This is a genomic window from Mesorhizobium sp. M1A.T.Ca.IN.004.03.1.1, assembly GCF_003997555.1.
In the GTDB taxonomy this organism is placed as follows: Bacteria; Pseudomonadota; Alphaproteobacteria; order Rhizobiales; family Rhizobiaceae; genus Mesorhizobium.
In genome coordinates, this window is sequence record NZ_RZTV01000892.1 from 1 (window position 1) to 244 (window position 244).

A 244-nucleotide genomic window follows, 5' to 3' on the forward strand; every position below is an offset into this window, starting at 1 on the left:
GCCGCTCGTCCAGAAGCAGGCCGACTGCATCTCCGTCATGACCTATAACGAATACTGGCAGGCGATCGATGCCGGCTTCAAGCCGGAAGAACTAACGGTCTTCAACTACACTGAAATGGGCAACGACCTTCTCGAAGACGGCCTCTATGCGATGGAAGACAAGCTGAAAGACCCGGCCTTCAAGGAGAAGATGGTCAAGTTCGTCCGCGCCTCGATGAAGGGCTGGAAATATGCCACCGAGAAT

Annotated in this window: 1 protein-coding gene; it reads left to right on the plus strand. The window is 54.5% G+C overall.

What is annotated here, in order from left to right; all coding sequences use genetic code 11:
- On the plus strand, positions 1 to 244 hold a 244-nt coding region (locus tag EOD29_RS34250), incomplete at both ends, for an ABC transporter substrate-binding protein (RefSeq protein ID WP_164764066.1).